Below are 26,850 nucleotides of genomic sequence, written 5' to 3'. Positions count from 1 at the left end.
CGTCTGCGCCGCGTTGTGGCTCGGGTCGGGGGGCTGGTGGGCGGCCCGGCTCGGCGGATCGGCCCGGCTCGGCGGATCGGCCCGGCTCGGGGGTCAGCCCAGCCCAGGGGTCAGCCCAGCCCGGGTCAGCCCAGGCGGCGGATCGGCTCGCCGGCCAGGTAGGCCGCGATGTCCTCGACCGCCTCGCCGTAGTAGCGGCGGTAGTTGTCGCGCGACACGTACCCCAGGTGCGGGGTGGCCAGCAGCCGGGGCGCGGTGCGCAGCGGGTGCTCGGCGGGCAGCGGCTCGACGTCGAAGACGTCCACCGCGGCGCCCGCGATCCGACCCCCGGTGAGCGCGGCCAGCAGCGCGTCCTGATCGACAATCGCCGCCCGGGAGGTGTTCACCAGGTACGCCTCGGGCTTCATCAGCGCGAGTTCGGCCTCGCCGAGCAGCCCCCGGGTGCGCTCGCCCAGGGCGAGGTGGATCGAGACGAAGTCGGCGCCGCTCAACAGTTCCTCCTTGCCGGCGGCCCGGCGCACGCCGACCTCGGCGGCCCGCTCGTCCGTGAGGTTCTGGCTCCAGGCCAGCACGTCCATGCCGAAGGCCAGTCCGACCCGGGCGACCAGGCCGCCGATCCTCCCCAGGCCCAGCAGCCCGAGCACCCGCCCGTGCAGGTCGGCGCCGACGGTGCTCTGCCAGGGGCCGCCCTCGCGCAGCGCCGTGCTCTCCGGCACGATGCCGCGGGCCAGGCCGAGCAGCAGCGCCCAGGTCAGCTCGACCGGCGGGGTGGAGGAGCTGGCCGTCCCGCAGACCGTCACGCCGTGCGCCTCGGCGGCCGCGTAGTCGATCACCGAGTTCCGCATGCCCGAGGCGACCAGCAGCCTGAGCCTCGGCAGCCGGGCGAACAGCGAGGCCGGGAACGGCACCCGCTCGCGCAGGGTCACGACGAAGTCGAAGTCGGCCAGCGCGGCGGCGAGTTCGTCCTCCGACCCGAAGTGCTCGGAGAAGGCGGTCACCGCCACCCGGTCGGAGACCGGGGACCAGTCGACGATGCTGGTGGCGACGCCCTGGAAGTCGTCGAGGACGGCGCAGCGAAGGGTCCGAAGTGTCATGCCCGCACTCTCCCAGACGCCGACCGGCGCCCGGCGTGCCAGGCCCCGGTCCGAGCCACGGGTCTGCGAGCTTGGCCCCGGGGGTGGACCACCGGCACCGGAGCACGGGGAGGCGCGCGACGGCCACGCCCCGTCACGCCACGGCGGGCTGCCCGGTCGGCCTGGCCCTCGTCCCGGTGGCGAGCGCCAGGCCGAGCAGGCAGCCCGCCACCAGGCCGGCGCCGTGGTTGTTCCGCAGCCCGCACAGGAACAGACCGGCCACGGGGATGAGCAGCAGGTACCAGGTGCCCTTGAAGGTGAGGCCCAGGGTGTTCCCGCGCAGGAGGCAGGTGACGGCGAGGGCGCCGAGCAGGCCGCAGACGGCCACGGAGTCGCCGCCGCCGCGCGGCGACCAGCCGGCCAGGCTCACCACGTGGGCGAGGACGCCGCTGGCGAGGAAGACGGCCAGGGTCCGCCACCACCCGAGGACCGACTCGGTGACGGCGCCGACCACGAGCAGGGCCGGCAGGTTCATCGCGATCTGCGTGATCCCGGAGGACTGCACCAGCAGGGCCGTGCCCGCCCGCCACCACTGCCCGTCGGACAGCGCTCCCGGCTGCCGCATCAGATCCTCGACCAGGGCGGGCACCGCGTACTGGAGCACGGCCATCACCGCCATCACCGCGAACAGTGTGAGGGTGGCGCGGGGCCGCCGCGCCAGGGCGGCCCGGACCACGGCGAGCACCCCGCCCGGCCCGGCGCCCGCCGGGGCTCCTGCTCCCTGACCAGCGGCGGAGCCGGCCAGCACCAGCGCTTGCAGTCCCACGCTGACCACCACGGCGGCGCTCGCGTACAACCCGATCTCGTGCGGCGACATCGCCGACCCCCCGTTCACCCGACCCTGGGCGCTCCCGCCCGTCGACGCGCCCCATCATCCCGGTCGGGCGGGGCCCCGGACCAGGGCGGGTGATCATGGAAACGGCATGACGGTTGTCACAGTCCCCACTGCTCCGCCGTCACCTCCGCCTCCGCGGATTCCGCGAGTTCCGCGGGGATTCGTACATTCCCGAATCGCTGGCGGTCGGGGCAGTGCAGTGGCGATCATGACGGGCATGACCTCCGACAACGCCTTCACCGCCCCCGTCACCGCTGCCGCCTCCGGCAGTTGGACGCTCGGCGACCGCACCGTCCACCGGATCGGCCTCGGCACGATGCGCCTGCCGCAGACCGGCCGGGCGCTCGTCCCCGACGCCGTACCGCGCGACCGCGAGCAGGCCGTCCGGGTGCTGCGGCGCGCCGTCGAACTGGGCGTCAACCACCTCGACACCGCCGCCTTCTACTTCTCCCCGCTGCGCTCCGCCAACGAGCTGATCAACCGGGCGCTCGCGCCGTACGCCGACGACCTGGTGATCGCCACCAAGGTCGGCCCGGGCCGCGGGCTCGACGGCGAGTGGGTGGAGCACGCCCGCACCCCGGAGCGGCTGCGCGGCCAGGTCGAGGAGAACCTGCGCCAACTCGGCCGCGACCACCTCGACCTGGTGAACCTGCGGATCGTCGGCACCGACTCGATCGCCGAACGCTTCGGCGCCCTCGCCGAGTTGCGGCAGGCCGGGCTGATCCGCCACCTCGGCCTCTCCAACATCCACCCGCACCAGCTCGCCGAGGCGCAGGCCGTGGCGCCCGTCGTGTGCGTGCAGAACCCGTACGGCATCGGCGCCTCGCCCGAACAGGACGCCGTGCTGCGGCTCTGCGGCGAGCAGGGCATCGCCTTCGTCCCGTTCTACGCGATCGCCGGAGCCGGGCGGGAGTCCGGCACGGGCGGCGCCGAACCCGCCCAGGTCCGGGCGGTGGCGCAGGCGCGCGGGGTCGGCCCGGCCCAGGTCCGCCTCGCCTGGACGCTCCACCAGGGCCCGCACGTCCTGGCCATCCCCGGCACCGGCGACCTGGCGCACCTGGAGGACAACATCGCCGCCGGGGCGCTGCGCCTCTCCCCGGAGGAGTTGGCGCTGCTCCAGCAGGCGCACACGGGCTGATCCGGAACCGGGCGGGGCCGCGACGGCGTCGCTCCGGGACGAGCCCAGGATCACCGGCGAGCACGAGAGCACGCACGCCGACACGAACGAAGGAGTCCCGGAGCATGGCCGAGTCCGCCACCCGCTACCTCTACCTGACCCGCCACGGCGAGGCCGCGCCGGACGGCAGCGGGCTCACGGCCGACGGACGCCGGCAGGCCGTCCTGCTCGGACGGCGGCTGGCGGACCGCCCCATCGCAGCCGTGCACCACGGACCGCTTCCCCGGGCCGCGCAGAGCGCCCGGCTGATCGCCGAGCAGTTGGGCGGCGGGCGGCCGGGCAACGAGCCGTTGGGCGGCGGGCAGTTGGGCGGCGGCTGGCAGGCCGGCGCGGTCCCGACGGTCTGCGAGGAGGCCGGCGACTACGTGCCGTACGTCCCGGAGCGGCACGAACTGCCCGCCGACAGCGCCGACTACCTGCTGGACTTCCTCGCGCAGTCCACGGCGGAGGAGCGCGCCCGCGGCCCGGAGCTGGCGCGCCGGGCCGTCCAGCGGTTCACCGGTCCGGTGGCGGGCGGCGAGGACCGGCACGAACTGGTCGTCACCCACGCGTTCCTGATCGGCTGGCTGGTCCGGCACGCCCTCAGCGCCCCTGCCTGGCGCTGGCTCGGCCTCAACTCCTGCAACGCGGCGCTGACCGTCATCCGCTACACACCCGGCCGCCCCTCCTACGTGCTGTTCCACAACGACATGCGCCACCTGCCCGACGAGCTGTGCTGGACCGGCTTCCCGTCCGAGGCCCGGTGCTGAGGCCCGGCTTTGAGACACGGTACTGAGGCCCGGTACCGAGGCCAGGCGCTGAGGCCCGTCGACGGGAATATGCAGACCGGTCTATTGTTTTCCGCATGGGAGTCAAGGGTGAGGAAACCCGGGCCCGGCTGATCGCCGGCACCCGGACGCTGATCGAGGCACAGGGCTACTTCGGGACCGGCCTCAACCAGATCGTGGCCGCGACGGGTGCACCGCGCGGCTCGCTCTACTTCCACTTCCCCGAGGGCAAGGACCAACTGGTCGCCGCCTCCCTCGTCCAGGCCGGGCAGGAGGTCGAGGACCTGCTCGCCGCGCTGGTCGCCGAGGGCGCCGGCAGCGGAGCGCTCACCGAGCGGCTCACCGAGGTCTTCGCCGAGCGACTGGCGGGCTCCGACTACACCAAGGGCTGCCCGATCGCGACCGTCGCCCTGGAGGTCGCCGGCACCAACGAGCCGCTGCGCGCCGTCTGCGCGGAGGTGTACGAGAGCTGGCAGCGCGTGCTGGCCGGCCGGCTGGAGGCCGAGGGCTTCCAGCCGGCCGAGGCCGCGACCGCGGCCGGGCAGGCACTGGCGCTGATGGAGGGCGCGGTCCTGCTCGCGTCGGTCCGGCGCAGCCGCGAGCCGCTGGACCACGCGCTGCACGCCGTCCGCCACCTGCTCGGCGCCAAGCCGGCCGCCCGCACCGCGTAGGGCGTCGCGGGGCGGAGCCGCCGCCGACCGGTGCGCGGCTCCGCCCTTCCGACCCTCCCGATCCCTTGTGCCCGAATCTCCCGTGCCCGAAGTTTCCTCGCGCCCGAAAAATATGCAGACCGGTCTACAGATTCCAGCGTCAGGAGTTGCCCCATGCCGCCCCTCCCGCCATCGCCCCGCACCCTCGTCCTCGGCGCCACCGGCTTCCTCGGCCGCTGGCTCGTCCTCGAACTCCTCACCCGCGACGAGCCCGTGGCCGCCGCCGTGCGCGGCCTCGGCCGCGACACCGAACTACGCCGCTGGCTGCGCACCCACGGCGCCGACGACACCGCGCTGACCACCGTCGCCGCCGACCTCACCCGCCCCGGCCTCGGCCTCTCCCCCGAGGACGACGCCCGGCTCACCGAGGTCCGCGACGTCCACAACCTCGCCGCCCGCTACCAGTTCGGCCTCACCCGCGCCCAGGCCGAACCCGCCAACGTCCACGGCGCCCTGCACGCCCTCCACTGGTCCGCCACCCGGCCCCGGCTGCGCCGCCTGGTCCACCTCTCCGGCTACCGCGTCGGCCGCGACCCGCGGCCGCAGTACCCGCCCAGCCCCCGCGCCACCACCGCCGCCTACGCGCGCCTCGGCGCGTACGAGGCCTCCAAGCTGCTCGGCGACGCCGCCGTCCGGGTCACCGCACCCCGACTCGGCGTCCCGCTCACCACCGTCAACCCCAGCAGCGTCATCGGCCACTCACGGACCGGCGAGGCCGGCCAGTACTTCGGCCCGGCCCAGCTCGTCCGCCAGTTGCACCGCGGCCGCCTGCCGCTGCTGCCCGGCACCCGCCGCACCTTCCTGCCCGTGGTCACCGTCGACCACCTGGCCCGCTTCCTCGCCGCCGTCCCCGCGCACGACAGCGCCACCACCCCCGCACCCGACGGCTCCGCCCTGATGGCCCACACCGTCCTCGACCCCGCCACCCCCGCGCTCCCGGACCTGATCGCGCTCATCGCCGCCCACCTCGGCGTCCGCCCGCCCCGCGGCCTGGTCCCCGTCGCCATCGTCCGCCGCCTCCCCCGCGCCCTCACCGGCGCCGACCCGGAGACCCTCGGCTTCCTCTCCGAGGACCGCTACGACACCACCTCCGCCGACCGCCTCGCCACCGCCGCCGGCCTCGTCCACCCGCCCCTCGCCCCGGCCCTCCGGCGCTGGGCCGACCGGCTGGTCGCCGAGGACTTCGGCGCCCCGCCCCGGTGAACCACGGCGCGCCGTGCGGGTCCATGACGAGCGCGAAGCGGCCCGGCTAGCCGGCCGGCCAGCCGGTGGCGAACTGCCGCTGTCAGCCTTGGGGTGAGACTCCATCCGGAAGGCGCCCGTGAGCAGGATCCACCGTCAGCCCCCGTGCACCGGCAGGGTCCGGAGGAAGTCGTCGAGGAGCTCGTTGAAGGCGTCCGGGCGTTCCATGTTGGGGTAGTGGCCGGTGCCGTCGACCGTCGCCGTACGGCCGTCGGCGACGCTGCGGACGAGGCGTTCGGCCATGCCGAGGTGGTCGTCGGAGTCGATGCCGCCGTTGATGGCCAGCACCGGGACGCCGATCTTCGCCGCCCGCGCCCAGGTGTCGGTGACGGGCACCTGGTGGTCGGGTTCGGTGGGGGTGTGCTTGGCGAGGGTTCGCCGGGTCATGTCCTTCAACGTACGCACGATGTCCGGGTCGACGTCGTCGAGGGTGCGGTGCGGGCCGGCCGCGAGCCGGGTGAACGCCGTGATCCAGCCTTCGAGGTCGCCCGCGGCCATGGCGCGGGCCTCCTCGGCCTCGATCTCGCCGAGCCACGGGTCCTTGAACTCGGGTTCGCTGGTGCCGACGCCGCTGACGACCAACGCCTCGACCACGTCCGGGTGTTCGAGCGCGGTGTCGACGGCGATGGCGCCACCCATCGACAGCCCGACGAGGATCGCGGGGCCGGTGCCGAGGTGGCGCAGCAGGGCCGCGAGGTCGTCGGTGTGCCGGAACGGGCCGGTCGCGTTGGAGGATCCGCCGTGGCCGCGGGCGTCCGGCGCGATCACCCGGTAGTCGGCCGCGAAGGCGGCGATCTGGTCGCTCCACATGCGGTGGTCGAGCAGGCCGCCGTGCACCAGTACCAGGGGTCGGCCCGACCCGGTGTCACGGTAGGCGAGGTGGCTGCGGCCGTCGTCGAACGAGAACACGTCAGATGCGTCAGTCATGACAACCAAGTTGTCATCCACCGCGAGGATTGGCAACCCAGGTGCCATGATGGCGGGGTGACCGATACCGATGCCCCGCTCCCGCCCGACGTCCTCGCCCACCGGCTCATGGACGTGTTCGACCTGGTCGGCCCGCTGTACCGGCGGGTGCTCCGCAAGGTGGAACTCGCGGCTCCCATCGAGGGGCTGTCCGTCGGCGTGCGCGCCGTGCTGCTCCTGCTCGCGGAGCACGGGCCCATGACCGTCCCCCAGATGGGCCGCGCACAAGCGCTGAGCAGGCAGTTCGTGCAACGCATGGTCAACGACGCGGTAGCCCTGGACCTGGTCGAGATCACCCCGAACCCCGCCCACCAGCGGTCCTCGCTGATCCGGCTGACCGACCGCGGCAGGGCCGCCGTCTCCGCCGCGAGCGCCCGCGAGCACGCCCTGCTCCGCCAGGTCGGCGGCGAGCTGACCGACGCCGACCTGACCGCCTGCGTGCACGTCCTCACGCAGATGCTCGAACTCTTCGACAACGTCGACGTGAACTGACCCCCGTACCGCGCAGGCGCGGCCCGGACGGCAGGAGAGCGGCCTACCCGAAGACCAGGCTCGTCCAGCGGACGCCGGACCGGCCGTGCAGGTCGCCGCGTTCGGCGCGGTGGAGCAGTCGCAGGCCCCGGGCGGCGGCGAGCGCGACGGTCTCCTCGGGCGGGACGTCGAACATCCGGCGGCCCGGCGGGACGGGGCCGTGGCGCAGGGTCAGGGCGAGGCGCCCGCCCGGGGCCAGCAGCCGACCGAGGGCGGCCATCGCCAACGGCCGCTCGGCGGGGGCGAGATGCATCCAGACGGCGGTCAGCAGGACCAGGTCGAAGCGTTCGGCGCCGGCGCTCAGCCGCGGCAGCTCGGGCAGCGCGTCGGCGACCCAGCGCACGCCGGAGCCCGCGTGCAACCGCTCGGCGACGGAACGGAGTTCGGCGGTCGGCTCGACGGCCACCACCGGATGGCCGAGGGCGGCGAGGGCGGCCGCGTCGCGCCCGGTGCCGGCCCCCACGTCGAGGACGGCGGCGGGCGGGGGCGGGTAGCTGTGCAGCAGGTCCGCGTGGACCTCGGCGAAGGTCACGCTCTCGTACTGGACGGCGAGTTCCTCCGCCGCCTCGGCGTAACCGGCGGTGCTCGAAAGCCCGCCCACCCCTTTCACGTCCTCCACCCCGTCCAACTCGTCCACCCCGTCCGCCCCGCCCAACTCGTCCAACTCGTCCAACTCGTCCACCCCGATCATGCCTTCCGGTCCCGGACGACCACCGCGTCACCGGCCGCCGCCGCGTGGGCGAAGAAGTCCCGCAGCTCCCGCAGGTCGGCGACCACCAGGGACGCCCAGGTCTCGGACCACGGCGTCGGGTACCCGAGGCGCGCGACCGTCCGGGCCAGCACGGTGTCCTGCTGGCGCACGAGTTCGCCGAGCGCCGAGTCGCGCAGGAAGGTGAAGGCGGCCGCGACCTGCGCGGGGCTCAGCACCAGCGGATCGGTCTGCGCGGCGTCGGGTTCACGGCGCTCGCCGCCGTACACGGGCAGGCGGGCGGCCGGGTCGGGGTGCAGGCCGTTCTCGGTGAGGGCCAGTTCCATCAGCCGGGCGGTGCTCCGCACGCCCAGGAGGAGCCCGGCGGAGGCCAGCTGGTCGTAGCGGACGTCCTGCCGGTCGGGGACGAGCTCGCCGAGTTCCGTCGGCGAGCAGGTGTCGACCTCCTGGCCGGGCAGGCGGCGCCAGAAATGATCCACGCTCACCCGGACAGCGTAACGAAAGCGCGGCTCACGCCTCGCCGGGGTGCCAGAGGGGCCACTCCCAGGGGCGATCCGCCCAGTGGACGCGGACCGGATCTCGCGGGTCGAGGTCCGGGAAGAGCTGGTGGATCCGGGGCTCGAACTCCTCGGGGGCGAGCGGCTCCCAGCCGTGGCCCGCGAAGTGGACCAGGCGGTAGCGGCTGTCGGTCCGGAAGTCGGCCACCTCGACCAGGTGCTTGGACGTGCTGTTGGTCTCCATGCCCCCAGCATGTGGCGCGGCGGCAATCGGCGCCCCTCCAGACCCCTCTTCCGGGTCATGTCCCGGCGTCGGCGCGCTCGTTGAGCACGGGGAAGGCATGACGGGGGATTCGGTGGGGGGTTCGGCGCTGGAAGGACGACAAGATGACTGGGCAGCCCACCGGAGGACAGTGGCAGTGGCCGAAGGACGCGTGGCAGCCACCCCCGGTACCCACCGGGTTCGCGCCGGCCCCCGTTCCGGCGCCCGCACCGGCGTCGCGGCGGTCGCGGAAGGTGTGGGCCGCCGCGACCGTCGGGACCGTCGCCGTCCTCGCCGCCGTCCTGGCGATGTGCGGGCCGGGGTCGGGAGACGAGCTGGACGTGGTGGCCCTGCCGCACGCCTCCCCCTCCGCGTCCGACCCCGCGGCGCCGGACCCGCCCGCGTTCTCCCCGCTCCCCACCACGCCCGCGCCGTCCCCGCTGCCGCCGCCCACGCCACAGGGCGCCGGACCGGCCCTGGCCACGGCCGCCGCGGCGGCCGCGCCGAACGAGGACGAGCCGGCCGACGCGCAGCACGCGGCGACCGCGCACCCGAAGCCCGGCCGCACCGCGCACCCCTCGCCGTCGGCCCACGGCACCGCCCCCACCGGCACCGCCCCCGCCGGCGCCACCCCGGCGGCTCCGGCCCCCGGCGCGGCGCTGCCCACCCTCGGCCCGGGCGGCATCTGCGACCAGGCCGAACGCGTCGGCCGCTGGCCCGCGGGCTCGGAGCAGGCCCGCCTCTGCCACAGCATCTACGGCTGAAAAAACGCCTGCGGCGGCCGCACCCGTACCCGCACGACGAGGGCGCCCCGCCGGACCGATCCGGCGGGGCGCCCCAGGCGGTGGAGCCGCGCTACCCGGCCGCCTCCAGGATTCCCTTGTCCAGGCGCGGCGCCAGGACGCGGGCCAGGGTGTCGGTGATGTGGCCGGTGTCGCGGTACAGCACCACACCTTCCAGCACCGCCGGGCAGTCCGGTCCGCTGCCGGGGCACAGCAGCGGGCCCAGGTCCAGGGTGCGGACGCCGTAGCGGGCGGCGAGGCCGCCGTCGAGCATCGGGTCCGGCTCGAAGGCGGTGTCGCGCGGGAAGAAGCAGGCGTCCGAGCGGCCGTCGGATGCGGCGAGGCAGGTCGGGATGTCCTTGCCGGGCATCGGGGTGTCGCCGAGGTAGGCGAGCGGGGCGCCGACGGCGGCGAGGCGGTCCAGGGTGCGGGTCCAGCCCTGGGTGCGTTCCTCCTGGCTGCCGTAGCGGTTGAGGCCGGCCATCAGGACGAGGCGCGGCCTGGGCCCGGAGGTGAGCCGGGTGAGGGTGTTCTCGCGCCAGCGGTCGCACTCCTCGAAGGTGCGGCCGAGGACGTTGTTGCGCACGGTGAGGGTGGCGAGCGGGCAGCCGGGCTTGACCAGGACCTCCAGGGCCCAGTGTCGCTGCTCGGCCATCGCGAGTGCGGAGGATATCCACTGGCCGGCGTGCGAGTCGCCGAGCAGCACGATCCGGTCGGGGCTGTCCTCGGCGCCGAACAGGCAGCGCGGGCTGCTGTCGGCGTTCAGCGGGATCTCGCAGCCCTTGCCGGGCGGGAAGTCCTCCCGGGCGCGGGCCAGCGAGGGGGTCAGGCCGAGCACCCGAGCGCCGGGGGCGAGCAGGGTGGGGCCGGTCGGGGCCCCGGCCGGGGCGGCGGAGGGGGTGTCGGCGGTGCCACCGAGGGCGCGGACCGTGCCGCCGCCGAGGGCGAGGGCGGCGATCAGCGGGATGACGAGCGCGCTGGCGCCGACCGCGAGGCCCCGGCGCGGCGCCGGGCTGCTGCCGTAGCGCAGCGGCTGTTCGACGAGCCGCATGGTGAGCCAGGCGGGCAGCGCGCTGGCTGCGGCGAGGGCGGCCAGGGTGGTCCAGGGCAGGGCGCCGTAGCGGGCCTGGGCGATGGTCAGCACCGGCCAGTGCCAGAGGTACCAGGCGTACGACAGGCGTCCGGCGGCGCGCAGCGGGCGGCTGTCGAGGAGGCGCCCGGCGTCGGTGGCGCCGAGCGCGCGGTGGGCGGGGCCGGCGAGCAGGACGGCGGCGGCGCCGAGGACGGGCACCAGCGCGGCGGTGCCGGGGAAGGGGGTGTTCCGGTCGTAGAGCAGGATCGACGCGAGGACGGCGGCGGCGCCGGCCCAGCCGAGCAGTCGCAGCGACCAGGCCGTCCCGCGCCGCTGCGTGCGGCCGGCCAGCGCGCCGGCGAGCAGCGCCGCGCACGCGCCGGCCGCGAACTCCCAGAGCCGGCTGCCGGTGGAGAAGTAGGCGAGCGGCGCCGAGGTCGCCGTCCACCGGACGCACAGCAGCAACGAGACCGCGCCGATGGCCGTGGTGGCCAAGGTGATCGCGACGGTGCGGCGGCGACCGTGCAGGAAGCGGGCGAGGCCGAGCAGCAGAACGCCCCACAGCAGGTAGAACTGGTTCTCCACGCCGAGCGACCAGAAGTGCTGGAGCGGGCTCGGGGCGTGTTCGGCGGCCAGGTAGTCGGTCTGCTGGCCGACGAAGCGCCAGTTGACGAACTGTCCGGCGGAGGCCATCAGGTCGCGGGCGAGGTCGGTGCCGCGCAGCGGGTCGAGCAGCGCGCCACCGGCGACGGCGGTGGCGACCAGGACGGTGGCGGCGGCGGGCAGGATGCGGCGGGCGCGGCGGGCGGCGAAGTCCCACAGGCCGATCGGGCGGCCGAGCAGCAGTCCGGTGATGAGGAAGCCGGAGATGACGAAGAAGACGTCGACGCCGACGTAGCCGCCGGCGAAGCCGGGAACGGCGGCGTGGTAGGCGAGGACGGAGAGGACGGCGACGCCGCGCAGGCCCTCGATGTCGGGGCGGAAGCCGGTGCGCCGCTGGGCCTGCGGCGGTGCGACGGCTTCTGCGGAGGGGCGCCGCTCGGGCGCGGCCTGCCGGTCCATTCGGACGACGCCGGGCAGCAGCTCGGCCGAGGCGGTGGCGGCAGGGGAGGAAGGGGACGACGACGGTGGTGGTACGGCCGTTGACACGGCGGTGCTCCTCGCAGGGGCAGGCAGCGGGTGGTCGGGACCGCCGGGCCGATGGGGCGGCCGGGCGGCGCATCCGCGCCGGTGGGGCGACGCGCTGGGAAACGCGGTGGATCCGAACGAAGTTGATGGGTCGTCAGACATCGACTTTGACGTCAGGAGTTGATGGAGCGGAATCGACGAGCAGAATTGATGGGGCGTCAGAAGATCAGCGGATCGGCCCAGCCGGAGGCCAGCAGCCCGCAGAGCAGCAGCACGGCGGTGACGGCGACGGCCTCCGCGTGGCCGAATCCCAGGTCGGACCGGCGCCGCACGGGCGGGGCGACCTCTCCGACGGCGGCCCCGTTGCCACCGCGCAGGAGCGGCCACAGGGACCGGATCAGCGGGATCATGGTGTACGCGGTGAGCGCGAGCAGCGCGGTGAGCGCCCAGTAGGGCTGCCAGCCGTACAGCACGGCCGCGCGCACGAGTCCGGCGATGCCCGCGAGGACGACGAACCCCAGCCAGCCGACGCCGATCCGGGCGACCGCCTTGGCCAGTGAACTGCCGCCCGACACGGCGCCGGTGGGCACCCAGTCGGCACTGCGGCGGCGCAGCGCGTGCGCGATGGCGACCACGTGGCAGAGTCCGCCGAGGAGTTGGACCCGGGTGACCTCGAAGCGCCAGCGGGTGCGGGACATCGCGGGCAGCAGGACGAGCGAGACCCAGATCGGCGGCAGGAACGGCAGCACCTGCCACGGCTGGATCTCACCGGGGGCGAAGAACAGCATGATCAGGGCCGGCAGCGGGACGGCGAAGACGTTCACCGCGCTGGTGACGTAGCCGAGGATGCCGTTCCAGAAGCAGAGCCGGGCGGAGCGAGGGAGCGGTCCGCGGCGGAAGTCCGGGTCGCGGACGAGCGCCAGGGAGCCGAGGCACCAGCGGTACTGCTGGCTGATGAAGGCCGGGAGGCCGGTGGGCGACATGCCCTTGGCGACCAGGGCGGGCACGTACCGGGTGGTCCACCCGGCGCGGGCGAGCGAGAGGCCGGTGTAGAGGTCCTCGCTGTGGTCGATCTCGGCGAAGCCGCCGACGCGCATGAGTGCGGCGCGGCGGTAGAGGGCGTTGGTGCCGCAGCAGACGGTGCCGTCCTGCGCGTCCCGGGAGGGCTGGATCCAGCGGTAGAAGATCTCCTGGGTGGCTCCCGCGGCGCGTTCGAGCCAGGACATGTCGGCGTCCGTGTCGAAGCACTGCGGGCTCTGCACGATGCCGACCTCGGGGTTGTCGAGGTAGGGCACCAGGTGGTGCAGGAAGTCGGGGCGGGGGCAGAAGTCGGCGTCCAGGACGGCGACGATCTCGCCGTTGCCCTCGGCCAGGCCGTGGTTGAGGTTGCCGGCCTTCTTGAACCGGCCGCGGTCGGGGCGGGCCCGGTACTGGAAGCCGTAGGACTCGGCGAGTTCGCGCACCTCGGGGCGGGCCGCGTCGTCGAGGACGATGACGGTCAGCGCGCCGGCCCACTGGACGGCGGCGGTGTGGCGGTAGGCGTTCTCCAGGACGGCCAGCGGCTCGCCGGCGGTCGGCAGCAGCAGGTCGACGCTCGGGTGGCGGGCGGGCTGCCAGGCACGCATCAGCAGGTCGTGCGAGTCGCGGGTGTAGCGGCGGGCGCGCTGGCCGTCGGTGAGCGAGAGCAGCCAGGTGGCCGCGTTGAGCACGGTGAGCACCAGGAAGGGCCAGAGCAGCGGCCGGCTGAGGGCGAACAGGCCGAGGGTGGCGGTGGCTCCCGCGTAGGAGAGGGTGGCGCAGAGCAGCACCCAGCGGCGCTGCGGGCCGAAGTACCAGTAGAGCTCCTCGTCGTCGGGCGGGCTGGGCAGGCGGAGGTCGGGGTCCGCGGGGATCCGGCGCGGGCCGGCGTCGGGCGCGGGCATGGCGGTGCCATGGAGTACGGGCATGCGGAAGTGGCCCCCCTGGGCATGGGACGGAACGTGGCCGTTCGCCCTCAGCCTCTCACATTGGCCTAGACCAATCATGAACGAGGTATGACATCTCCGCATCGCCCCTGGTCAGTGACTTGACATGGCATCACGTACCGACGAACCGTCAAGCGATCATGGATTCGACCCCGAGCACCGCCGGCCCGCGCCCCGTCGGTCAGGCCTTCTCCAGCGACCCGTTCAGCGCCTTCGTCAGCTCCTTCGTCAGCTTCTCGAACCGCAGATCAGGGCGCAGCGGGACACCGAAACGCTCGTCGCCGTACGGGAACGGGGTGAAGACCCCGGTCCGGCGGAAGCCTCGCCGCTCGTACCACGCGATCAGGTCGGCGCGCTGCTCGATCACGGTCATCTCCAGCTCGCCCACGCCCCACTCCTGGCCGGCCAGCCGCTCGGCCTCGGCGAGCACGGCCCGGCCGAGGCCGCCGCCCTGGAGCCCGGGGCGCACCGAGAACATGCCGAAGTACGCACGGTCCCCGCGGTGCTCCAGCTGGCAGCAGGCGACCAGCCGGCCGTCCCGCTCGGCGACCAGCAGCACCCCGTCGGAGCGGCCGATGACCTCGGCGACGCCCTCGGCGTCGGTGCGCTGACCCTCCAGCAGGTCCGCCTCGGTGGTCCAGCCGGCCCGGCTGGCGTCGCCGCGGTAGGCGGACTCGACCAGTTCGACCAACGCCGGTACGTCGGCGAGGGTGGCGGGGCGGAAGGCGGGCTGCCCGGTGGGCCGGGCGTGGCTGGGGATGGTCTCGGACATGGCGGGTCCTCATTCTGCGTGCGGTGGAACCGCCCGCCGCTCGTGCCTGCGGCGTGGCGCGGGCCGTCCCTGGTGACCGGCCTGCGGGCATCGTGCCACAGCCCGCGAACCGGCCCCGAGACCCGGGACCTGCGGCGACGGCCCCCACGGGCCCGGCCGACGGGGCGCGGGCCCGGCCGACGTCCACCCCGGGCACAGCTCCGCCGGCTCCGCCGTCGCGGCCTACGCGCCGCGCCCCGGCGTCAGCGGATGACGGGCAGGACCGCCGTGGTGCCTCGACCGGCCGCCGCCTCGATGAAGGCCACCGGGTCGGCGACCTCGGCGAGCAGGGCGCGGGTGAAGTGCAGGGCGCCGTCGGACGGCGGCGGGCCGCCGATCGCCGCGATCAGGTCGAGCAGGTGGACGGTCGCCTCCATCAGCGCCACCTCGCCGAGCGCGCCGACCGTCACCGAGCCGAGCAGCGGGTGGGCCACCGCGGCGGTGGGCGCCAGGTCGGCGATGCCGGCCAGGGCCGCCGGGCCCTCGGCCCCGAACCGGGCGACCAGCTCGGCCGGTTCGGCCGCCGCGGCGGTCTGCTTCGCCGTCTCGGCGACCTGCTCGGCGGCGGTGTGCGCGATCCCGCCCGGCCGGTTGTAGGCCCGCAGGATGCCGACCCCGGTGGTCACCTCGGCTGGGCCGTCCACCAGGGCCCCGCGCAGCCCGGCGAACATCTCCGGCACCGGCGCCACGTGCGCGTACAGATCCCGGACGGTCCAGCCGGGCAACCGGGTGGCGAGCCCCCACGACGCCTCGTCCAGGGCCGCGCCGCGTTCCGCCCAGGAGGCCCAGGCCTCGGCCAGCAGGGCGGGCACATCGCCGGTCTGACGCGTCATCGGTCCTCCTCGGAACACATGGCAACTGAGTTGTCATCCTACCGGCCGCCGGCCGAGGACGTCCGGAAAGCCGAGGACTGGCCGGTCGGCCCGGCGGATCAGATCCGGGCGCCGAGCATCCTCAGCACCAACTCGCCGTAGCGACCGCCGAGTTCATCCGGCGTCTCGGTGGAGCGGTCGGTGAACCAGCGGGAGACGTCGATGCCCAGCGAGGTGACCGCGCGGGCCGCCGTCCGAACCTCGGACACCTGGAAGACACCGGCCCTCACGCCCGCCTCGATCAGCGCGCTGACCTCGCGCTCGATGTCCAGCCGCAGCGCCGCGACCACCGCGTAGGCGTCCTCGGGCAGCGCGTGCAGCTCGTAGTTGACCACCCGGCCGACCGTACGGGCCCGGGCGTGCCAGGCGGTGAACTCCTCGACCAGCCGGCGCATCCGGTCCACCGGGCCGCCCTCGCCGGACGCCGCCGCCCGGACCAGCTCCAGCGTGGCCGCGTGCCCGGCCTGGCTGATCTCCGCCAGCAGCGCGGCCTTGGACTGGTAGTGGATGTACAGCGCCGCCGGGCTCATCCCGGCGGCGGTGGCGATGTCCCGGGTGGTGGTGGCGTGGAAACCGCGCTCCGCGAAGGATTCGACGGCCGCCTGGAGCAGCCGGTACGCCGCCTCGGGGCGGGAGTCGGCGCCGCCGGGCAGGGTGCGCCAGAGGTCGGCGATGGGCGTGCTGGTCATGGCGCCATCCTCCCAGAGAACTCGTACACGCATTCCCGCCGCCCGGTCGACGGACTGTTGACAGGCTCCCGCACCGACACCATGCTGAGCAAGCGCTTAGTCAGCCGGTGGTCCGGCACACCCGCCGGCCAGGCACCCCCGCCGAACCGGCGTCTCCGTCCACCCGGCACCCCCGTCGAACGTTCCGTGCGAAAGGCAGGACCCTCCGTGGCGCACTCCTTCAAGGGCCGGGTGGCCGTCGTCACCGGATCGAGCCGGGGCATCGGCCTCGGCATCGCACGCGAGCTGGTCGCCCGCGGCGCCAAGGTCTGCCTGACCGCCCGCAACCCCGAGCCGCTCGCCGAGGCCGTCCACGACCTGGGCGGGCCGGAGAACGCCATCGCCGTCGCCGGGAAGACCGACGACCCGGTCCACCAGGAGGAGGCCGTCGCCCGCACCCTGGAGGCCTTCGGCCGGCTCGACCACCTGGTCAACAACACCGGCATCAACCCCCTCTACGGCCCGGTCCTCGACACCGACGAGGCCGCCGCCGCCAAGATCCTCGCCGTCAACGTGCTGGCCCCGCTGGCCTGGACCCGCCGCGCGCACGCCGCCTGGATGGGCGAGCACGGCGGCTCGGTGGTCAACGTGGCCTCCGTCGCGGGCATCCGCTCCTCGCTCGGGATCGGCATGTACGGGGTCAGCAAGGCCGCACTGATCCGGCTCACCACCGAACTCGCCGCCGAGCTGGGCGGCCAGGGCATCCGGGTCAACGCCGTCGCCCCCGCCGTGGTCAAGACCAGGTTCGCCGAGGCCCTGTACGAGGGCCGGGAGGAGCAGGTCGCCGCCGCCTACCCGCTCGGCCGGCTCGGCGTGCCCGAGGACGTCGCGGGCGCGGTCGCCTTCCTGCTCTCCGCGGACGCCGCCTGGATCACCGGCCAGACCCTGGTCGTCGACGGCGGAGTCACCCTCGGCGGCGGCCTGTGAGCGGCGCGGCGGACACGGCGGCAGCGGACCAGGAGGCCCCGGCAACGGACACCGCGGACACGGACGCTCCGGCGACGGACTTCGCCGGCCAGGGCGTGGTCGTGACCGGCGGCGGGCGCGGCATCGGCGCCGCCCTGGCCCGGGCCTTCGCCGCGGCCGGCGCCCGGGTGGTGGTCAACGACCTGGACGCCGACGCCGCCCGCGCCGTCGCCGGGGACTGCGGCGGCACCGCCGCCCCCGGGGACGCCGCCTCCCCCGAGGGGCTGGCCGCCCTGGTCGGGCAGGCCCGGGCCGCGCTCGGCGAGATCGACGTGTGGTGCGCCAACGCGGGCGTCGCCCCGGTCGGCGGGGCCGACGCGCCCGCCGCGGCCTGGGCGAGCGCCTGGGAGGTCAACGTCCTCGCCCACGTCCGGGCCGCCGACCTGCTGCTCCCCCGCTGGCTGGAGCGCGGCGGCGGCCGCTTCCTCGCCACGGTCTCCGCCGCCGGGCTGCTCACCATGTTGGGATCGGCCCCGTACGCGGTCACGAAGCACGGCGCGCTCGCCTTCGCCGAATGGCTCTCCGCGACGTACCGCCACCGCGGCGTCCGGGTGCACGCGCTCTGCCCGCAGGGCGTGCGCACCGACATGCTCGCCTCGACCGGCGCGGTCGGCGAGGCCCTGCTCGCGCCCACCGCGCTGGACCCGGAGGACGTCGCCGAGACGGCGCTGGCCGGGCTGCGCGAGGGCCGCTTCCTGATCCTGCCGCACCCCCAGGTCGCCGAGTACTACCGGGTCCGGGCCACCGAACCGGACCGCTGGATCAACGGGATGAACCGGCTCCAGCAGGGGCTGGAGAGGAGCGAGGCGCTGTGAGGGCCTGGCAGGTGGAGCGGCTCGGCGAGCCGGGCGAGGCGATGCGGCTGGCCGAGGAGGTGCCGCGGCCGGTGGCCGGGCCGGGGCAGCTGCTGGTCCGGGTGCGGGCCGCGGCGGTCAACTTCCCGGACGCGCTGATGGTGCGCGGCCAGTACCAGGTCCGCCCGCCGCTGCCGTTCACGCCCGGCGTGGAGCTGTGCGGCGAGGTGGCGGACGGCGCGCGGCGGGGCGAGCGGCTGATCGGCAACCCGGTGCTGCCGCACGGCGCCTTCGCCGAGTACGCGCTGCTGGACGCGGCCGCCGCCTTCCCCGCGCCCGGGGCGCTGGACGACGCCGAGGCGGCCTCGCTGCACATCGGCTACCAGACCGCGTGGTTCGCCCTGCACCGCCGGGCCCGGCTGGCGACCGGCGAGACGCTGCTGGTGCACGCGGCGGCGGGCGGCGTGGGCAGCGCGGCGGTCCAACTGGGCCGGGCCGCCGGGGCCCGGGTGGTCGCCGTGGTCGGCGGCCCCGCCAAGGCGCAGGCGGCCCGGGCGCTCGGCGCCGACCTGGTGGTGGACCGGACGGCCGGGGACTTCGTCGCCGCCGTCAAGGAGTTCACCGGCGGGCGCGGCGCGGACGTGGTCTTCGACCCGGTCGGCGGGGACGCCTACACCGGCTCCGCCAAGTGCGTCGCCTTCGAGGGCCGGATCGTGGTGGTCGGCTTCGCCGCCGGCCGGATCCCGGCACCGGCGCTCAACCACGCACTGGTGAAGAACTACGCCATCCTCGGCCTGCACTGGGGCCTCTACAACACCCATGACCCGCAGGCCGTCCGCGCCGCCCACGACGAGCTGACCCGCCTCGCCGCCCAAGGGGTGGTCCGCCCCCTGGTGAGCGCCCGGGTGCCGCTCACCGGGGCCGCCGACGCCGTCCAGCTCGTCGCCGACGGGCGCAGCACCGGCCGGATCGCCGTCCTCGGGGACTGACGGCAGGCTCGACGGGAACGCGGTGCGGTGGTCGGCGGATGTTGCCCTACCGCGTGTACTCCATCTCCGGGAAGCGCGCCGAGGGCCCGTCCAGCAGGTGGTCGTCGTGTCCGCGCAGCCAGCGGTCGAGGAAGGACGCGACGTAGGAGCGGGTGGCGAGCACCGCCCGGTCGGGGCGGACGTCGCCGACGTCGGCGCTCAGCCGCTCCGGGGTGATCGCGCCCTGCCGGGCGAGCTGGGGCAGCAGGGACTGCGCGTCGGTGTAGGAGCCGTGCCGGGAGCCGTTCAGCGTGACGTCGGCGTGCCAGCCGGTGCTGTGCTGCCAGAGGGCGTCCCAGCCGGGCTGCCGGTGGTGGTCCCCGGAGTCCTCGTTGCGGGTGCCCATCAGCAGGAACGGGCGGTCCAGGCCGTCCTGGGCGACGCTGGGCAGGTACACCCCGGTGTGACCGTCGGGGCCCGGGAAGTGCAGTTGGCCGTCCAGGTTGACGCCGGCCGCGATGCGCGGGTCGTCGTGCATGGTCTGGAGGGCGGTGAAGCCGCCCGCCGAGTGGCCGACCATGCCGATCCGGTCGAGGTCCAGCGAGGCGGCGAGACCGGCCGGCAGCCGTGGGTCCAGGCGCAGGCCGCCGAGTTCGTCCAGTACGAAGCGGGTGTCGTCGACCCTGGTCCGCATCGACTCGCGCAGCACCGCGCCGATGTCCAGGCCGGGCTGTCCGACCAGCGCGGGGAACACGGAGGTGGCCAGCTCCCCGCCGGGGAAGGCGACTTCGGAGGCCTCGTAGGTGTGGTCCAGCGTGACCACGACGTAGCCGCGCGAGGCCAGGTCCTCGACCAGCCCGGTGCCCCAGGTGCGCGGGTCGCCGAGGCCGGCCGAGTACAGCACCACCGGGCGCGGGCCGCCGGGCAGGGCGGGGGCGTCGGGCCGGGCGTGGGTGCGGATGCCCGCCCAGTCGGTGCGGCCGGGCGTGGCGCCGTGGTTCGCCTGGCCGATGCTGCCCTCGGTGCCGAAGTGTTCGCCGGCGGCGGGGTCCATGTACCGGGCGCGGTCGGCGCCGGTGGCCGGGCGGGCGGTCGGGTACCAGAGGCTGATCATCAGCTCGCGGCGCTGCCCGGGCTTCCAGGGGTCCTCCCGCCCGGTGTCGGTCAGGTGCAGCGTGGTGGTGCCGATCGGGTACGGCCCGGTGGGCTCCGGCAGCCAGGCCCGGGCCTGCCGCTCGCCGCCGCCGTCCGCCCCGGGCGCCGGTGCTGCCGCCACCGCCCCGGGGGCGCCGACCACTCCGAGCACCGCCGTCGCCGCCAGCAGTACCGCCGCCGCGGCCCGTCCCCGCCCGCCCATGATGTCTCTCCTCGTCCCCGTCGACCTGCCGGCCTTCTGATCTGCCGGCCTGCTGATCAGGACAGTACGGGCGGGGGCGGGCCGCGGCCGTCATACCCAGGAGCCAACCCGCCCCTGAGTACTCCGGTATGACACCCCTACGGGTGCCGCCGCAGCTCCCGCCGGGCCAGCGAGCGCTTGTGCACCTCGTCCGGGCCGTCGGCAAGCCGCAGGGTGCGGTTGCCGGCCCAGAGCTGCGCGAGCGGGGTGTCCTGGCTGACGCCCGCGGCGCCGTGCGCCTGGACGGCCTTGTCGAGGATCCACTCGACGGTGCGCGGGGTGGCGATCTTGATCGCCTGGATCTCGGTGTGCGCGCCCCGGTTGCCGACGGTGTCCATCAGCCAGGCGGTCTTGAGTACGAGCAACCTCAACTGCTCGATCCTGACCCGGGATTCGGCGATCCAGTCCTGCACCACGCCCTGCTCGGCGAGCGGCCGGCCGAAGGCGACCCGCCCGTTCACCCGGCGGCACATCAGCTCCAGGGCGCGCTCGGCGATGCCGATCGCGCGCATGCAGTGGTGGATCCGGCCGGGTCCGAGCCGGGCCTGCGCGATGGCGAAGCCCGCGCCCTCCTCCCCGATCAGGTTCCCGACCGGGACGCGGACGTCCTCGAACAACACCTCGGCGTGGCCGCCGTGGTCCGCGTCGTCGTAGCCGAAGACCGTCATGCCGCGCCTGACGGTGACGCCGGGGGTGTCGCGCGGGACGAGCACCATGCTCTGCCGGCGGTGCGGTTCGGCGGCCGGGTCGGTCTTGCCCATCACGATGAGGATCCGGCACTGCGGGTTCATCGCCCCGGTGATGTACCACTTGCGGCCGTTGACGACGTACTCGTCGCCGTCGCGCTCGATCCGGGTGGCGATGTTGGTGGCGTCCGAGGAGGCGACCTCGGGCTCGGTCATCGCGAAGGCGGAGCGGATCTCGGCGTCCAGCAGCGGGCGCAGCCAGCGCTCGCGCTGCTCGGCGGTGCCGAACTGGGCGAGCAGTTCCATGTTGCCGGTGTCGGGGGCCGCGCAGTTGAGCGCGGGCGGGGCCAAGTGAGGGCTGCGGCCGGTGATTTCGGCGAGCGGTGCGTACTGGAGGTTGGTCAGGCCTGCGCCGCCCTCCCCGGGGAGGAAGAGGTTCCACAGGCCCTGTTTGCGCGCCTCGGCCTGGAGTTCGGCGACCACGGGCGGGATGCTCCAGGCCTCGCGGGCCGGGTCGGCGAGCTGCTGCGCGAGGGCCGCCTCCGCCGGGTGCACGTACTGGTCCATGAAGGCCAGCAGCTGCTCGCGGAGTTCGTTCGTGCGGGCGTCGTAGGCGAAGTCCATCGGTCAGTGCTCCTTGAGGGTGCTCAGGCCGTACCGGGCGAGGATCGGGGCCATCTCGCCGGCCCGCTCGAAGCCCGCGCCGAGGGTGCGGCCCTGCTGGTAGCGGTAGTGGATGCCCTCGGCGACGACGGCGAGCTTGAAGGAGGCGAAGGCGACGTACCAGTCCAGGTCGGCGGCCTGGCGGCCGGTCAACTCGGCGTAGTACGCGACCAGTTCGTCCGGCTTCGGGAAGCCGGGGGCGGTCGCTGCGGACGGGATGATGCCGCCGCCGACGCCGGCGACCTCGGTGTACATCACCAGCAGGCCGACATCGGTGAGCGGGTCGCCGAGGGTGGACATCTCCCAGTCCAGCACGGCGGTGATCGCGTCACCGTCGCCGACCAGCACGTTGTCCAGCCGGTAGTCGCCGTGCACCAGGGCGGGCGCCGGGGAGATCGGCCGCCGCTCGGCGAGCAGGGCGTGCAGCCGCTCCACGTCGGGCAGTTCGCGACTGCGGGAGTTGGCGAGCTGGGTGGACCAGCGCCTCAGCTGGCGCTCCAGGTAGCCGTCGGGGCGGCCGAAGTCCGCGAGGCCGACGTCGGCCGGGTCGATCCGGTGCAGGGCGGCGAGGGTGTCGACCAGTCGCCGCCCGAGCGCGTGGACGCGCTGCTGGCCGAGGGCGGCGAACGGGGCGCGGGCCCGGTGCGCGAGGCCGGGGACGAACTCCATCAGGTACCAGGGGGCGCCGAGCACCTCCGTGCCGGGATCGAGCAGCAGGGTGCGCGGGACGGGCACGTCGGTGTCGCGCAGTGCGGTCATGACGCGGTACTCGCGGCCCATGTCGTGCGCGGTGGCCAGGACGTGTCCGAGCGGCGGGCGGCGCAGCACCCAGCGGCCGGTGCCGTCGGTGAGGGCGTACGTGAGGTTGGAGCGGCCGCCCTCGATGAGGTCGGCCCGCAGCGGGCCCTGGACGAGCCCGGGCAGCTCGCGGTCCAGGTGGGCGCGGAGGCGGGCGAGGTCCAGCCCGGGCGGCTCGGCGGGGGTCTCGGGCATCGGGCAGCTCCTCGGGGTCCTCGGGGTGTGGCCTCGTTGACTAAGCGCTTGCTTAGCATTCAGCCGGACGCCGCCCGCTGTCAATGCCACCCCGCACGCCACGAGCCCTGGAAAGCGCCCTGCCGGAGTTCGCCTGCCTCCGGTTGGCCGGTTTCCCGCCTGGCAGAGCGGCGGGGGGTCGGGTGTGCTGGTAGGTGGACCACGACCGGGACGACAGGGCGAGGAGAAACCCATGCCTCACGGCAGTGCAGCGAGCTCCGAGGAAGCGACCCGCGGCTACTACGGCACCGCGGACGTCGACGCTTTCTACGACGCGGTGTGGGGCGGTGAGAACATCCACACCGGGATCTACGCCCGGGCGGACGCATCCGTCGCGGACGCCTCTCGTCACACCGTCGAGCAGGCCGCGGACAAGGTCGGCGACCTGGTCCGCACGGGCAGCTCGGTCCTGGACCTCGGTTCCGGCTACGGCGGCCCGACCCGCTACCTCGCCGAACGCTTCGGATGCCGAGTCATCGCCCTCAACCTCAGCGACACCCAGAACCAGCGCCACCGTGCCACGAACGCCGAGCGCGGTCTCGACCACCTCATCGAGGTCGTCACCGGGTCCTTCCACGACATCCCCTACCCCGACCGCAGCTTCGACGTCGTCTGGTCCCAGGAAGCCTTCTGCCACAGCGGCGACCGCCCCCGCCTGCTCAGCGAAGCCGTCCGCGTCCTCAAGCCGGAGGGGGCCCTGGTCTTCACCGACGTGATGGCCGCCGAAGACACCCCCGCCGCCGCCCTGCGCGCCGCCGTCTCCCGACTGGGCGTGGACGCCCTGGCCACGCCACACTTCTACCGCCGCACACTTGCCGGCCTGGGGCTCTCCCACACCGACTTCGACGACCGCAGCGACCAACTGCTCAGCCACTACGAGCACATCACCGAGGAGACGCGCCGGCGCGAACAGGAACTACGCCGCATCATCAGCCCCGCCTACGTCGACAGCCTGCTGGCCAATCTGCCCCTGTGGGTGGCTGCCGCCCGTCGCGAGGAGCTGCGCTGGGGCATCTTCCACTGCCGCGCCTGACAAGGGGCGAACCCTGGTGTCCGCGTAGGCGGTGACGCACTCGGCCGTGCAACGAGCCCCCCACGCTCGGCCCACGGCGCTCGTGACGGCCCCCGGGGGCGCAGGGTCCGAGATCCGCCTGATCGACTCCACGAGTCCGCACTTCCTCCTCCTGGAGCGCTGGGGCCTCTGGGGCCACGAGCACCACGAGCGCCACGAACACATCCGCGCGCCCGGCTCCTCGGACCGGATCAGGCGCTTCTGCACCATCGCGGCCGCCGAGGCATTCCAGCGGCACCTGGCCTCCGCCGCCCCACAACCCAGCGCCCCGCGCCGCGACTGCTCCGCCGGACCGCCACAATGTCGCCATGAGGATGATCCACACCCTGGCCGGCGCCCTGCTGCTCCTGCTCATCGTCGGCAGCATCCTGCGCACGCTGGTCGTCCCGCGCGGGCTGTACTCGGCACTGGTCAGCCGGCTCTGGCGGGTGCTGCGGACCGTGCTCCGGCTCTACGCGACGCCGTTCCGCTCCTACTACGCGCAGGACCGGGCGCTGACCTGGCTGGCACCGCTGATCCTGCTCGGCATGCTCGGGGTGTGGCTCAGCGGCATGCTGGTCGCCTACACCCTGCTGCTGCACGGCACGTCCGAGCTCAGCTGGTCGGTGTCCATCCGGGAGGCCGGATCCAGCCTCTTCACCCTCGGCTACGCCAGCGGCGAGCGCCTGCAACTCTCGGCGATCGACTTCATGGCCGCCGCCAGCGGGCCGCTGGTGATCGCCCTCCAGATCGCCTACCTGCCCACCCTCTACGCCGCCTACCAGCGGCGGGAGACCGAGGTGACGCTCCTCCAGTCCCGGGCCGGCGAGCCCGCCTGGGGCCCGGAGCTGCTGGCCCGGCAGTCCCTCGTCGACACCGAGACCGCCCTCCCCCAGCTCTACCGGGACTGGGAACGGCTGGCCGCCGACATCGGCGAGAGCCACTCCAACTACCCGGTGCTGCTGTCCTTCCGCTCCCCGCAGCCGAACCGCAGCTGGGTGGTCGGCCTGATCGCGGTGCTCGACGCGGCCGCCCTCCACCTGGCGCTCTGCCCGCGCTCGGCCCCGCCCGAGGCCCGCCTGGTGCTGCGCGCGGGCTTCACCGCGCTGCGCGACATCGGTCGCTCCGTGCGGATCGACTTCGACCCGGACCCGGACCCGGACGTCCCGATCCGCCTGACCTACACCGAGTACATCGGCGCCGTCGCCATGATCACGTCCGCCGGTTTCCCCCGCGAGCGCCCGGTCGACGAGGCCTGGCAGCACTTCCACGGCTGGCGCGTCAACTACGAGGCGCTGGCCTACGAACTCGCCCGCCGCGGCGACGCCGTCCCCGCCCTGTGGACCGGGCCGCGCGACTTCCACGCCCCCGTCATCCCTCCGGCCCGCCCCACCGACCGCCGCCCGGGCCCGACCAACCCCACCCTGCCGCCGGTCTGACCTCCGTCGACGGGCGTCAGACCGCCACCGGTGCGCCCGTGGCCAGGGAGTGGTCGGCGCCGGCCAGGATTTCGACCACGCGCAGGCCGAACTCCGCGTCGCAGGGGTGCGGTTGGCCGGTGGCGGCCGAGGCCTGGAGGGCGTCCAGGGCGCGGTGCAGGGCGGCGGCCGGGCCCTCGACGCGCTCGGGCAGGTGGGCGATGCCGTGCTCGCCGCGCAGTTCCAGGCCGGCGCCGCCGGCGCCGACCGGCGCGGTCAGGCTCAGTGCCAGGGTGCTGGAGGCGCCGTCGGCGTGCCGCAGCACCAGGTGGACGGTGTCCAGCGGGCCGGCCACCGCCGTGACCTGCGTCGCGTCGCCGAGCACCGGCAGCAGCACCGACAGCGCGTGCGGGCCGACGTCCCACAGCGCGCCCTTCTCCTCGCGCCACGGCGAGGCCGCGTACGGGCTGGTGCTGCCGGGGGCGAACACCGAACCGAGCCAGTCCGAGCGGCCGGTGAACCAGCCGCCCAGCGCCGCCTGCTGCTCGATCCACGGGATCTGCTCCCCGCCGAAGCGGACGGTGAAGAAGACCACGGAGGCGACCCCGTGGGCCCGGACGGCCTCGGCCACGGCCTGCGCGTCCGGCACGGTCAGCGCGACCGGCTTGTCCAGCAGCAGGTGGCAGCCCGCCTCGGCGGCCCGAACCGCGAGGCCCGCCTGCACGGTCGGCGGCAGCGCGATCGAGACCGCGTCCACCTCGGCGAGCAACTGGTCGAGGTCCGCGTAGCCGGGGACGCCGTACGCCCCGCCGAGGGCCGTGGCCGCCTCGGGCCGGCGGGCCCAGACGCCGGTGAACTCCAGCCCGGGGTGCTCGGCGAGGACGGGTGCGTGCACCCGCTCCGCCCAGGGGCCGGCGCCCAACAGTCCGATCCGCACGATGTCTCCGTTCCTCCGTGGTACTTGAAAAGGTTCAGCCCTGTACGCGGGCCAGCGTGAAGCCGTCGTAGCCCTTGCTGCCGACCGTCTGCACCGACGTGGCGGTGACCCTCGGCTCGGCGGCGATCAGGTCGTGCAGGGCCCGGGTGCCGACCACGGCCGGGTCGGTGCTGTCCGCGTCGGCGACGGCGCCGCCGCGCACCACGTTGTCGACGATGATCAGCGAGCCCGGCCTGGTCAGCTGGAGCGCCCGCCGGAAGTACTCGGGGTTGCTGGGCTTGTCCGCGTCGATGAAGACCAGGTCGAAGGGCTCCACGCCCTGCTCCACCAACGCGGCCAGCGAGTCGGCGGCCCGGCCGAGCCGCACCTCGGCGACCTTCTCCAGCCCTGCGCGCGCGATGTTTCCCCGGGCGACCTCGGCGTGCTTCGGGTCGATCTCCAGGGTGATCAGGGTGCCGTCCGCGGGCAGCGCCCGGGCGAGCCAGATCGCGCTGTACCCGCCGAGCGTGCCGACCTCCAGGATCCGCCGCGCGCCCTGGGTCAGCGCCAGCAGGTGCAGCAGCTTGCCCTGGTTGGGGGCGACGGCGATCTTCGGCAGCCCGGCCGCGTCGGCGGCGGCGGCCGCGGCGGCCAGCGCCGGGTCGTGCCCCACCAGCTGCTCGGAGAAGTACGCGTCCACGGCATCCCACGTCGACTGGGTCATCGGGCCCTCCAGTTGTGCATGATCGGCAGGTACCCGCCGATGCTACTCCG

27 protein-coding genes are annotated in these 26,850 nt (G+C 74.7%); 11 read left to right on the top strand and 16 right to left on the bottom strand.

The features are described 5' to 3' along the window. Nucleotides 1-125 precede the first annotated feature (125 nt). Together AB0O19_RS35435 and AB0O19_RS35430 are read right to left on the bottom strand one after the other, a co-directional pair. Complete coding sequence (locus AB0O19_RS35435) at nt 126-1,094, bottom strand: D-2-hydroxyacid dehydrogenase family protein (RefSeq protein WP_363625523.1); 969 nt, start codon at nt 1,092-1,094, stop codon at nt 126-128. Between the two features lie 133 nt (nt 1,095-1,227). Beyond that, nucleotides 1,228-1,950, bottom strand: coding sequence for a rhomboid family intramembrane serine protease (locus AB0O19_RS35430; RefSeq protein WP_363625521.1), 723 nt, complete (start codon nt 1,948-1,950; stop codon nt 1,228-1,230). A 226-nt stretch (nt 1,951-2,176) separates the two neighbouring features. Here AB0O19_RS35430 and AB0O19_RS35425 point away from each other — a divergent pair, with 226 nt between their 5' ends. The 4 genes from AB0O19_RS35425 to AB0O19_RS35410 all read left to right on the top strand — a co-directional run bounded on the left by AB0O19_RS35425 (nt 2,177) and on the right by AB0O19_RS35410 (nt 5,825). Beyond that, on the top strand, nt 2,177-3,106 hold the full coding sequence (locus tag AB0O19_RS35425; RefSeq protein WP_363625519.1) for an aldo/keto reductase: 930 nt from the start codon (nt 2,177-2,179) through the stop codon (nt 3,104-3,106). Between the two features lie 104 nt (nt 3,107-3,210). Continuing rightward, a complete protein-coding gene (locus AB0O19_RS35420; protein WP_363625517.1) occupies nt 3,211-3,894 on the top strand; it encodes a histidine phosphatase family protein in 684 nt (227 codons plus the stop codon). Between the two features lie 95 nt (nt 3,895-3,989). Then, on the top strand, nt 3,990-4,583 hold the full coding sequence (locus tag AB0O19_RS35415; RefSeq protein WP_363625515.1) for a TetR/AcrR family transcriptional regulator: 594 nt from the start codon (nt 3,990-3,992) through the stop codon (nt 4,581-4,583). A 153-nt stretch (nt 4,584-4,736) separates the two neighbouring features. Beyond that, complete coding sequence (locus AB0O19_RS35410) at nt 4,737-5,825, top strand: SDR family oxidoreductase (protein ID WP_363625513.1); 1,089 nt, start codon at nt 4,737-4,739, stop codon at nt 5,823-5,825. A 135-nt stretch (nt 5,826-5,960) separates the two neighbouring features. Here AB0O19_RS35410 and AB0O19_RS35405 read toward each other — a convergent pair whose 3' ends face one another. Beyond that, complete coding sequence (locus tag AB0O19_RS35405) at nt 5,961-6,791, bottom strand: alpha/beta hydrolase (protein ID WP_363625511.1); 831 nt, start codon at nt 6,789-6,791, stop codon at nt 5,961-5,963. A gap of 57 nt (nt 6,792-6,848) precedes the next feature. Here AB0O19_RS35405 and AB0O19_RS35400 point away from each other — a divergent pair, with 57 nt between their 5' ends. Continuing rightward, the gene (locus AB0O19_RS35400) at nt 6,849-7,322 is read left to right on the top strand and encodes a MarR family winged helix-turn-helix transcriptional regulator (RefSeq protein WP_363625509.1); all 474 of its coding nucleotides are present in this window, start codon (nt 6,849-6,851) and stop codon (nt 7,320-7,322) included. A gap of 43 nt (nt 7,323-7,365) precedes the next feature. Here the strand turns inward: AB0O19_RS35400 and AB0O19_RS35395 are convergent, their stop codons facing one another. Genes AB0O19_RS35395 through AB0O19_RS35385 form a run of 3 tightly spaced genes read right to left on the bottom strand, consistent with a single transcriptional unit; the run spans nt 7,366 to nt 8,811 of the window. Then, entirely contained in the window at nt 7,366-8,052 is a 687-nt protein-coding gene (locus AB0O19_RS35395) for a class I SAM-dependent methyltransferase (RefSeq protein ID WP_363625507.1), read from the bottom strand. Next, nucleotides 8,049-8,555 carry a hypothetical protein gene (locus AB0O19_RS35390; RefSeq protein ID WP_363625505.1) on the bottom strand — a complete coding sequence of 169 codons (507 nt, stop codon included), beginning with the start codon at nt 8,553-8,555 and terminating at the stop codon, nt 8,049-8,051. The genes AB0O19_RS35395 and AB0O19_RS35390 overlap by 4 nt, the downstream gene beginning before the upstream one ends. A 25-nt stretch (nt 8,556-8,580) precedes the next feature. Beyond that, nucleotides 8,581-8,811, bottom strand: a complete 231-nt coding sequence (locus tag AB0O19_RS35385) for a hypothetical protein (protein WP_363625503.1) — start codon at nt 8,809-8,811, stop codon at nt 8,581-8,583. A 143-nt stretch (nt 8,812-8,954) separates the two neighbouring features. Between AB0O19_RS35385 and AB0O19_RS35380 the strand changes: the two genes are divergently transcribed. Next, the gene (locus tag AB0O19_RS35380) at nt 8,955-9,593 is read left to right on the top strand and encodes a hypothetical protein (RefSeq protein WP_363625501.1); all 639 of its coding nucleotides are present in this window, start codon (nt 8,955-8,957) and stop codon (nt 9,591-9,593) included. Nucleotides 9,594-9,684: 91 nt separating this feature from the next. Here the strand turns inward: AB0O19_RS35380 and AB0O19_RS35375 are convergent, their stop codons facing one another. The 5 genes from AB0O19_RS35375 to AB0O19_RS35355 form a co-directional block, all read right to left on the bottom strand. Beyond that, the gene (locus tag AB0O19_RS35375) at nt 9,685-11,832 is read right to left on the bottom strand and encodes an acyltransferase family protein (RefSeq protein ID WP_363625499.1); all 2,148 of its coding nucleotides are present in this window, start codon (nt 11,830-11,832) and stop codon (nt 9,685-9,687) included. A 197-nt stretch (nt 11,833-12,029) separates the two neighbouring features. Then, the gene (locus AB0O19_RS35370) at nt 12,030-13,757 is read right to left on the bottom strand and encodes a cellulose synthase catalytic subunit (RefSeq protein ID WP_363625497.1); all 1,728 of its coding nucleotides are present in this window, start codon (nt 13,755-13,757) and stop codon (nt 12,030-12,032) included. Between the two features lie 199 nt (nt 13,758-13,956). Further along, nucleotides 13,957-14,547, bottom strand: a complete 591-nt coding sequence (locus AB0O19_RS35365) for a GNAT family N-acetyltransferase (RefSeq protein WP_363625495.1) — start codon at nt 14,545-14,547, stop codon at nt 13,957-13,959. A 242-nt stretch (nt 14,548-14,789) separates the two neighbouring features. After that, nucleotides 14,790-15,419, bottom strand: coding sequence for a maleylpyruvate isomerase N-terminal domain-containing protein (locus AB0O19_RS35360; protein WP_363625493.1), 630 nt, complete (start codon nt 15,417-15,419; stop codon nt 14,790-14,792). Between the two features lie 98 nt (nt 15,420-15,517). Continuing rightward, nucleotides 15,518-16,147 (bottom strand): TetR/AcrR family transcriptional regulator, encoded by a 630-nt coding sequence (locus tag AB0O19_RS35355; protein WP_363584819.1) that lies wholly within the window; start codon nt 16,145-16,147, stop codon nt 15,518-15,520. A gap of 207 nt (nt 16,148-16,354) precedes the next feature. Here AB0O19_RS35355 and AB0O19_RS35350 point away from each other — a divergent pair, with 207 nt between their 5' ends. The 3 genes from AB0O19_RS35350 (at nt 16,355) to AB0O19_RS35340 (ending at nt 18,935) form a co-directional block, all read left to right on the top strand. Beyond that, nucleotides 16,355-17,113: an SDR family oxidoreductase gene (locus tag AB0O19_RS35350; protein WP_363625491.1), complete on the top strand. Its 759-nt coding sequence runs from the start codon at nt 16,355-16,357 to the stop codon at nt 17,111-17,113. 95 nt (nt 17,114-17,208) lie between these two features. Continuing rightward, complete coding sequence (locus tag AB0O19_RS35345; RefSeq protein WP_363625530.1) at nt 17,209-17,967, top strand: SDR family oxidoreductase; 759 nt, start codon at nt 17,209-17,211, stop codon at nt 17,965-17,967. Further along, complete coding sequence (locus AB0O19_RS35340) at nt 17,964-18,935, top strand: NADPH:quinone oxidoreductase family protein (RefSeq protein ID WP_363625489.1); 972 nt, start codon at nt 17,964-17,966, stop codon at nt 18,933-18,935. The genes AB0O19_RS35345 and AB0O19_RS35340 overlap by 4 nt, the downstream gene beginning before the upstream one ends. A 46-nt stretch (nt 18,936-18,981) precedes the next feature. On the opposite strand, the gene AB0O19_RS35335 is transcribed toward AB0O19_RS35340, so the two are convergent. The 3 genes from AB0O19_RS35335 to AB0O19_RS35325 all read right to left on the bottom strand — a co-directional run bounded on the left by AB0O19_RS35335 (nt 18,982) and on the right by AB0O19_RS35325 (nt 22,652). After that, a complete protein-coding gene (locus AB0O19_RS35335) occupies nt 18,982-20,271 on the bottom strand; it encodes an esterase (RefSeq protein ID WP_363625487.1) in 1,290 nt (429 codons plus the stop codon). A 137-nt stretch (nt 20,272-20,408) separates the two neighbouring features. Next, the gene (locus AB0O19_RS35330; RefSeq protein ID WP_363625485.1) at nt 20,409-21,620 is read right to left on the bottom strand and encodes an acyl-CoA dehydrogenase family protein; all 1,212 of its coding nucleotides are present in this window, start codon (nt 21,618-21,620) and stop codon (nt 20,409-20,411) included. 3 nt (nt 21,621-21,623) lie between these two features. Further along, nucleotides 21,624-22,652: a phosphotransferase family protein gene (locus AB0O19_RS35325; RefSeq protein ID WP_363625484.1), complete on the bottom strand. Its 1,029-nt coding sequence runs from the start codon at nt 22,650-22,652 to the stop codon at nt 21,624-21,626. Nucleotides 22,653-22,884: 232 nt separating this feature from the next. Between AB0O19_RS35325 and AB0O19_RS35320 the strand changes: the two genes are divergently transcribed. Further along, nucleotides 22,885-23,724 (top strand): methyltransferase domain-containing protein, encoded by an 840-nt coding sequence (locus AB0O19_RS35320; RefSeq protein ID WP_363625482.1) that lies wholly within the window; start codon nt 22,885-22,887, stop codon nt 23,722-23,724. Nucleotides 23,725-24,071: 347 nt separating this feature from the next. After that, a complete protein-coding gene (locus tag AB0O19_RS35315) occupies nt 24,072-25,181 on the top strand; it encodes a hypothetical protein (RefSeq protein ID WP_363625480.1) in 1,110 nt (369 codons plus the stop codon). 16 nt (nt 25,182-25,197) lie between these two features. Here AB0O19_RS35315 and AB0O19_RS35310 read toward each other — a convergent pair whose 3' ends face one another. Both AB0O19_RS35310 and AB0O19_RS35305 read right to left on the bottom strand, forming a co-directional pair. Continuing rightward, a complete protein-coding gene (locus tag AB0O19_RS35310) occupies nt 25,198-26,097 on the bottom strand; it encodes a Gfo/Idh/MocA family oxidoreductase (protein WP_363625478.1) in 900 nt (299 codons plus the stop codon). Between the two features lie 34 nt (nt 26,098-26,131). Next, the gene (locus AB0O19_RS35305; protein WP_363625476.1) at nt 26,132-26,800 is read right to left on the bottom strand and encodes an O-methyltransferase; all 669 of its coding nucleotides are present in this window, start codon (nt 26,798-26,800) and stop codon (nt 26,132-26,134) included. Nucleotides 26,801-26,850: the final 50 nt, after the last annotated feature.

Origin of the sequence: Kitasatospora sp. NPDC091276, assembly GCF_040684355.1 — a bacterium.
Lineage (GTDB): Bacteria > Actinomycetota > Actinomycetes > Streptomycetales > Streptomycetaceae > Kitasatospora.
Note: the sequence above shows the minus strand (reverse complement) of the source record. Positions and strands in the feature narration are given on the sequence as shown.